This window comes from Bacillota bacterium, assembly GCA_023511835.1.
GTDB lineage: Bacteria > Bacillota > Sulfobacillia > JAIMAT01 > JAIMAT01 > JAIMAT01.
This window is the reverse complement of record JAIMAT010000093.1, coordinates 1-7,073: the sequence shown is the minus strand read 5'-3', so window position 1 is coordinate 7,073 and position 7,073 is coordinate 1. Positions and strand designations below refer to the sequence as shown.

Annotated in this window: 4 protein-coding genes; 2 read left to right on the top strand and 2 right to left on the bottom strand. The window is 73.4% G+C overall.

Features of this window, described 5'->3' with window-relative positions; genetic code table 11:
• Positions 1-554 precede the first annotated feature (554 nt).
• Together K6U79_10280 and pdxA are read right to left on the bottom strand one after the other, a co-directional pair.
• Positions 555-2,966 carry a hypothetical protein gene (locus K6U79_10280; GenBank protein MCL6522738.1) on the bottom strand — a complete coding sequence of 804 codons (2,412 nt, stop codon included), beginning with the start codon at positions 2,964-2,966 and terminating at the stop codon, positions 555-557.
• Positions 2,967-3,118: 152 nt separating this feature from the next.
• Entirely contained in the window at positions 3,119-4,144 is a 1,026-nt protein-coding gene (gene pdxA, locus K6U79_10275; GenBank protein MCL6522737.1) for a 4-hydroxythreonine-4-phosphate dehydrogenase PdxA, read from the bottom strand.
• 795 nt (positions 4,145-4,939) lie between these two features.
• Here pdxA and K6U79_10270 point away from each other — a divergent pair.
• Positions 4,940-6,169 carry a Tm-1-like ATP-binding domain-containing protein gene (locus K6U79_10270; protein ID MCL6522736.1) on the top strand — a complete coding sequence of 410 codons (1,230 nt, stop codon included), beginning with the start codon at positions 4,940-4,942 and terminating at the stop codon, positions 6,167-6,169.
• Between the two features lie 152 nt (positions 6,170-6,321).
• A partial coding sequence (locus K6U79_10265; GenBank protein ID MCL6522735.1) for a phosphoenolpyruvate hydrolase family protein occupies positions 6,322-7,073 on the top strand: 752 nt, incomplete at its 3' end.

Sequence of the window (7,073 nt, the reverse complement as noted above, 5' to 3'; positions counted from 1 at the left end):
GGCAGATCCTGGAGAACCCCATGCTCAACGGCGAGGTGATCCGCCTGGACGGGGCGCTGCGCATGGGGCCGCGCTAGCCGGCGGTGGCGCCCGGGCAGCGGGCGGTCGCGGGCACCAGCGTACTCCGGAGGTGGTCCGCTCGGGTGGGCGGCGAGCCGGGCGTGTTCGGGCGCTCGGCCTTCAGACAGGCCGTGTGCTCCCGGCACCGGGTGGGCAAGTCGTGGCGGTGGTCGCTTCCTCCAGCGGTTTCCGGGGCGACGCCTCCCGCGAGAAGATGCGTGTCGTTCCTCGGAGAACGCCTCTGAGCGGTCTCGGTCCACGAGGCGGGGTAGAGCGGGCGGAGGGCGCCCCCGGTTGGGCCCGCTTCTACGTCCGTTCCTGCGCCATCGACCCGGCGGACACCGTGGAGGTGGCACGGAACGTCTCGCTTGGGCGACTGTGGGGCGGTGACCCGAACTTCTCCCGGGCGGCGGCAGCCGGCGCGCGGCTCCCCGGCTTGGAGGCATGTCTGCCGGAGCTGTCCGGGCCGCTCGCACGGGAGGGCCCGGTGGACTCTACCTGCCCCGCTTGTCGTCCGCCGCGCGGCCCTCGTCCTCGGCTTCGCCGCGATCCCCTTCGCGCTCGCCGGCCTTCGCCTCCATCAGCTCCGCCAGCCGGGCCAGCGTCGCCGGCTCGGCGGCCCACCAGCGGAGCGCCGTGAAGACGTAGTTCGCCGCCTCCTCGGGGCTGCCCAACGCCATGAACGGCGCGTCCGCCGTGGCAGGTGGCTCCTCGCGGAGCAGGAGGAAGTCGGGCACGTGTGGGTTGGCGGCGAACGCGAGGTCGAACGCCTTCCGCACCGCCTCCTCCGAGCCGCCCGGAAGGCCGCGCGCCTGGCGGACCAGGGCCAGCCAGAGCCGCTCCCAGCGCATCCACGAGTCGGGGTCGTCTTCCTGGGCGTCGAGGAGCTGGGCGAGCTTCTCGAAGCCCCGCTCGCCGGCAGCGTCGGAGCGCTCGGCCATGTGGTGGTAGGTCTGGCCCAGCTCGAAACGGATGCCCATAGGGTCGTCGGGGTCGTCGCGAAGCATCTCCAGGTAGAGCCGCTCCGCGTCGGCGAGGAAGCGCCCCTCCACCAAGCAGCGCGCCAGCGCCACCTTGGCGCGGACGTAGGGGCGGGCGAAAACGTTGGCGTAGGTGCGCTCCTCGGCCGGGACGTCCCGGACCTGGAGGGCGTGCGCGGCCGCGCTCAGAGCGCGCTCGAAGAGTCGCTTCCGCCGCTGCCAGCGCTCCTCGGTCTCCGCGAGGATGAGCCAGGCGTCGCTGCAATCCTCGGAAAGCCGGAGCGCCTCCCGGGCCAATTCGTAGCGGCGCGGCGGGTCCGCCTCCCAGGCCTCGTAGGCCAGCGCCTGGGCACGGTCCAGCGGCGAGTCTCCGAAACGGTGCGCGACCGACTCGAGGACGGCCTGGGCGGCGGCGCTCTCCAGGAAGGCGCTGGCCTCCTCCGGCGAGGACCAAGTCTGCGAGTCCAGCAGGTGCGCGATGCCGCGAAGCGAGGCCTCGGTCAGCGCCGGGGCAGGCGCGACCGAGAGCGAGTGGGGGAAGCCGCCCCCCGGTCGGCCGGCCAAGGCGCGGAGGGCCGCCTCCAGCTGCTCCGCGTCTGCTGCCCCGCCGCCGGGCTCCTTCTCCCCGCCTTCGTCGGAGTCGAGGTCGGAGTGGAGGTCGAGCGCCGCCAGCTCCTCCTCGAGCTCCTCGTCGGGCTCCTCGCCCTCGGGCCCGTTCAGCGGGAGCACCTGCCGCTCGATGACGGCGGCCGCCTCGTCCAGCCTCCGCGCGAGCCGACCGCGGGCCCTCGACGCGCCCCTGCGCGCCAAGTTCGCGAGTTCGAGGAGGTGCGCCGGCGGGCCCGGGAGTTCCACCTGGCCGTCCGCCCAGCGCGCCCGGTCGAAGGAGGGGGAGAGGCCGTCCAGCACGTACGACAGATCGCCCAGCGCCTCGTAGGCCTCTGCTTCCAGGCGCACCCTCTGCTCCTGCGCCGGCGGCCGCACCCCCGACACGGCCAGCGGGAAGAGCGCGCTGGTCGGCAGGCGGTCCAGGCCGGGCAGCTCGCCTGCGGCTCCGCAGGCGGGACAGCTCCAGCCGACGAGGCCGAGATCGTCGACGAAGCGCCGCACGCGCAACCGGCCGGTGCAGCGGCGGTCCTCCGCGGCGCGCGGACAGGGGATGGCCGTCTGCGCTTCCTCGCCGGGAGCCAGGAAGTAGGCGGCGCGCAGCAGGCGCGTCCGCCAACGCTCCTCCGCGCGCCTCCGCTCGTACCCGCCCTGAAGCAGCGCGCTGACCCGCCGCGTCCGGAAGGCGCCGGTGCAGGCCGGGTCAGGGTCCGGCACCTGCCCCGAGCCGCCGGTGCAGAGCGGGTACGTCACCCCTTCCTCGCGAGGAAGCCACGCCTCCAGGCGGAGGCGGTGCGGACGCAGGGCGAAGCCGAAGACCGTCTCCGCGACCAGGCGGGTCTCGTCATCCTCCGCCTCGGCCGTTGCGCCCGCCTCCGGGCGCCCGTCCGATGGATCGGCGTAGCGGCGCAGCAGCGAGCGACGCTCCGCCGTCAGGCCGGCCGCGGAGGCGCCTGGCACGTAGGAGTCGAGGTACTGCAGGTAGCTGACCTCGTCGCCCTCCTCGGCGAAGAGTTGCTCCGCACGATGACGCCGGGCGCTCCGCCGGGGTGCGGCGAAAAGCTTGTACGCGGACTCCACCCACCCGACGTAGCTGGCGCCGGCCGTGGCGAAGCCGTAGCCGCCGATCTCGCGCCAGCCGAGGGCGATGCGCAGGACGTGGTGGAGTTCGGACAACGAGATCCCGGCGGGCACCAGGAGCCGGCGCCAGACCGCCGGCTTCTGCCCGGCCCTCCGCCACGGGCGGAGGAAGTCGACGCGGATCTGCATCACGCGCCCCGCGGCGCCCTCCCTCGTCTCGCCGCCTCCGCGTTCCGGCACGCGCCTCGCCTCCTGCACAGGCTGGGTGACGTCGGTTTCGACCTTCGGCGATGGTGGCGATCTTCCTGCGGGGGCGGCCGCCGGGCGGACGGCGCGCAGCGTGCGGGGCGCTCCGGGAGGCGCTTGCGTCATCCATGCTGTCGAAACGGCCATCATGATGGCGCTTCGTGCGCTGCTCCCCGCGACGCCGCCCCCGGCAGCCCGCCCGCCGCCGCCACCCGCACCGCTTCCTTCATGCTGACCGCGCTGGCCAGCCCGCGGCCGGCGATGTCGAAGGCGGTGCCGTGGTCGACGCTGGTGCGCAGGAAGGGCAGCCCCAGCGTGACGCTCACCGTCCGCTCGAAGTCCAGCGTCTTGGCGGCGATGTGCCCCTGGTCGTGGGTGAGCGAGACCACCGCCTCCCAGCGCCCCTGGAGCGCCTGGTGGAAGACCGCGTCCGCCGGCACCGGCCCGTGGGCGTCCACGCCGCGCCGCCGCGCCAGCTCCACCCCCGGCCCGATCACCTCCAGCTCCTCGCGCCCCAGGAGGCCGTTCTCGCCGGCGTGCGGGTTGAGCGCGGCCACGGCGATCCGCCGCGGCGCCAGGCCCGTCCCGCCCAGCAGCCGGTCGACCGTCTCGAGGAAGCCCGCCACCCCCTCCGGCCCCGCCTCGCGGATCCGCCGGATCGCCTCCTCCAGCGCGAGGTGGCGCGTGTAGAAGAAGATGCGCAGGTTCCGCACCACAAAGAGCGTCACGCTCTCCGCCCCGCCCGCCAGCGCCTGCAGCGCCTCGGTGTGGCCGATGGCGCCGATCCCCGCCAGGCGCCAGGCTTCCTTGTGGATGGGGGCGGTGACCACCGCCTCCACCTCGCCCGCCAGCGCCAGCCGCGCCGCCCGCTCCAGATACTCCCAGGAAGCCCTCCCGTACTCGGCCCGCACCTCGCCCCAGGCGAAGCCCGCCCGCTCCACGTTGGCCAGGTCGAGGACGTCGACGCTTCCCGGCTCGAAGCGCGCCTCGGCCGGCCGCGCCACCACTCGCAGCCGCAGCCCGGCCGGCAGGCTCCGCCCGCCCGCCGCCGCCAGCGCCCGCTCCAGCACGCCCAGGTCGCCGACCACCAGCGGCCGGGCGACGGCGCGCAGCTCCGGATCGGCCGCCGCGGCCAGGCAGATCTCCGGCCCGATGCCGGCCGGATCGCCCATGGTGAGGGCGAGGAGCGGCCTCCGCTCCCGCCGGGCTTCGCCTTCGCCCGCGTGCTGACCCGTCTCCGCTTGCACGCCTTCGCACCCCTTTCGGCCCGCTCCGGGCGTTCGTTTCGGCCCACGAAGAGCGCTGCCCTGCTCCCTCCGCGGATGCTCGAGCGGGGCGGCGCAATCCGATCATCCGTGCGGGTTATGTCGCGCAAAATCGTCGTCTGCAGCGCTAGGATCTGCAGCGATCGCAGCATGGCAAGCCATTCGAGATGCCAGATGTCTTTACTCCCCGGGGCGCTCCGGCCCGGCCCGCGGCGTGCCGCCGAGTGAAAACCGGCGGGGGTCCGCGGAGGAAGACCGGAGGAGACGTTCCCCGGCGGGGGAGGGCTTCCTGTCGCGGGTACGGTGCCGCGCAGGGTGAAAATCCGGCGGACCCCCTGGGAGACCCCCTCGAGTAAAGACATCCATAACCCAGGAAGCCTTGCACAGAGACGCAAGCCATGCGCCACATCTGGTCGGGTGGCGAAAGGAGGAGGAGCGCGGACCAAGGACGGCGGAAACCGCCGACCCCGCCGAGCATTTCCGGCGGGAGTGGGCCCGCCCTGCCGATGGATGAAACGAGGGCCCGCGTCACCCGCCGTCGCCCGGCGCCACGCGCGCCATGGGGGCCGCCCGGATCCGATGACGGCCCGATGACGCCGCGGCGAGGACGAAGTAGCGTGCAGGCAGGTACGGAATCCTGCCGCCCCGGCTGCTGAGAGCCGGTCTGCCCGCGGGTTCCGGCCGGAACCGGGAGGTGGTGCCATGCCGACGGTCGTCGTCCTGGGAACGCTGGACACCAAAGGACGGGAGCTGGCTTACGTCCGCGACGTGATCCGAGAGCAGGGGCTCGACACGCTGCTGGTGGACGCCGGGGTGACCGACCCCGCCGTCGAACCGGACATTCCGCGGCAGGAAGTGGGGCGTGCGGCGGGGGTGGACCCGGATGAGCTGGCCCGGCGGCGCGACCGCGGGGCAGCGGTGGCCGCCATGGCCCGGGCGGCCGCGGCCACCGTCCGCCGCCTTTACGACGAGGGGCGGCTCGACGCCATCCTCTGCCTGGGTGGTTCCGCCGGAAGCAGCATCGGCGCCGCCGCCATGCAGCAGCTGCCGGTGGGCGTACCCAAGCTGCTGGTCTCCACCATGGCGTCGGGCGACACGCGGCCCTACGTCGGCGTCAAGGACGTCACCCTGATGTACTCGGTCATCGACATCTCCGGGCTCAACCGCTTCTCCCGCCTCGTCCTGGGCAACGCCGCGCGCGCCGTCGCCGGCATGGCGGCGGGGAGGGCAGCCGCAGGCGAGAGCGGCCGGGCGGGGGAGAAGCCGCTCATCGCCGCCACGATGTTCGGCGTGACCACGCCCTGCGTCACCGCGGCCCGCGAGTACCTGGAGAGCCGCGGTTACGAGGTGCTCGTCTTCCACGCCACGGGGAGCGGCGGTCGCGCCATGGAAGGGCTCGTCGACGACGGGCTGGTGGGGGCCGTCCTGGACGTGACCACCACCGAATGGGCCGACGAGCTGGTCGGCGGCGTGCTCAACGCGGGCCCCCAGCGGTTGGAGGCGGCGGGCCGGAAGGGGATCCCCCAGGTGGTCTCGGTGGGGGCGCTGGACATGGTCAACTTCGGGCCGCCGGAGACCGTACCCGAGAAGTTCCGGGGGCGGCGTTTCTACCCGCACAACCCGACCGTCACGCTGATGCGGACCACGCCCGAGGAGTGCGCCGAGCTGGGCCGCATCCTGGCTGAGAAGCTGAACCGCGCGACGGGTCCCACGAAGGTCTTCCTGCCGCTTCGCGGCCTCTCCATGATCGACGCCGACGGGCAACCCTTCTGGGACCCCGAGGCTGACCGGGCGCTCTTCGACGCCTTGCGCCGCCACCTGCGCCCGGAGATCGAGCGGGTGGAGCTCGACCTGCACATCAACGATCCGGAGTTCGCGCTGGCCATGGCCCGGGCGCTGGAGTCCATGCTGACTCCGAGCCCGGCTGGCTGAAGGGCTGGGGGCGGGAGGGGAGGGGGGGGAGCCCGCCCCTCCGCCGGCCACGAAGCCGAACCCCCGGTTCGGACGGGTCGCACCGGCACCGGGCCCAAGGTGGTCCAGGGAATCCTCTTGTTCCAAGGAGGCGTTTCGCGGTGCAAAAGCGGATCACGCGCGAGGAAGCGCTTCGGCGACTGCGCGCCGAGGTGGCGGCCGGCCGCCCCGTCATCGGCGCCGGAGCCGGCACCGGCATTTCGGCCAAGTTCGCCGAGAAGGGCGGCGTCGACCTGATCATCATCTACAACTCCGGCCGTTACCGCATGGCCGGTCGCGGCTCGTTGGCCGGCCTGATGCCCTACGGCGACGCCAACGCCATCGTCATGGAGATGGCGCGCGAGGTGCTTCCCGTCGTGGAAGAGACTCCTGTCCTGGCGGGCGTCTGCGGAACCGACCCCTTCCGGTTGATGGACGTCTTCCTCCGGGAGGTGAAGGAGGCGGGCTTCACCGGCGTCCAGAACTTTCCCACGGTGGGCCTGATCGACGGCGTCTTCCGCCAGAACCTGGAGGAGACCGGCATGGGCTTCGACCTGGAGGTCGAGATGATCCGGAAGGCGCACGAGCTCGACCTCCTCACCTGCCCCTACGTCTTCGACGAGGAGCAGGCGCGCGCCATGGCGAAGGCCGGCGCGGACGTGCTGGTGCCGCACATGGGTCTCACGGCCAAGGGCTCCATCGGGGCGCGGACCGTCCTCACCCTCGAGGAGGCGGCCCGCCGCGTCCAGGCCATGCACGACGCGGCCAAGGAAGTCAACCCCGACATCCTCGTCCTCTGCCACGGCGGCCCCATCGCCGAACCGGAGGACGCGCAGTACGTGCTCCAGCACACCCGGGGCGTCGCCGGCTTCTTCGGCGCCTCCTC

Excerpts from the sequence above, each read along its gene's own strand:
- pdxA (MCL6522737.1), bottom strand. The coding sequence starts at position 4,144 with ATGGGCGATCCGGCCGGCATCGGGCCGGAGATCTGCCTGGCCGCGGCG.
- K6U79_10270 (MCL6522736.1), top strand. The coding sequence starts at position 4,940 with ATGCCGACGGTCGTCGTCCTGGGAACGCTGGACACCAAAGGACGGGAG.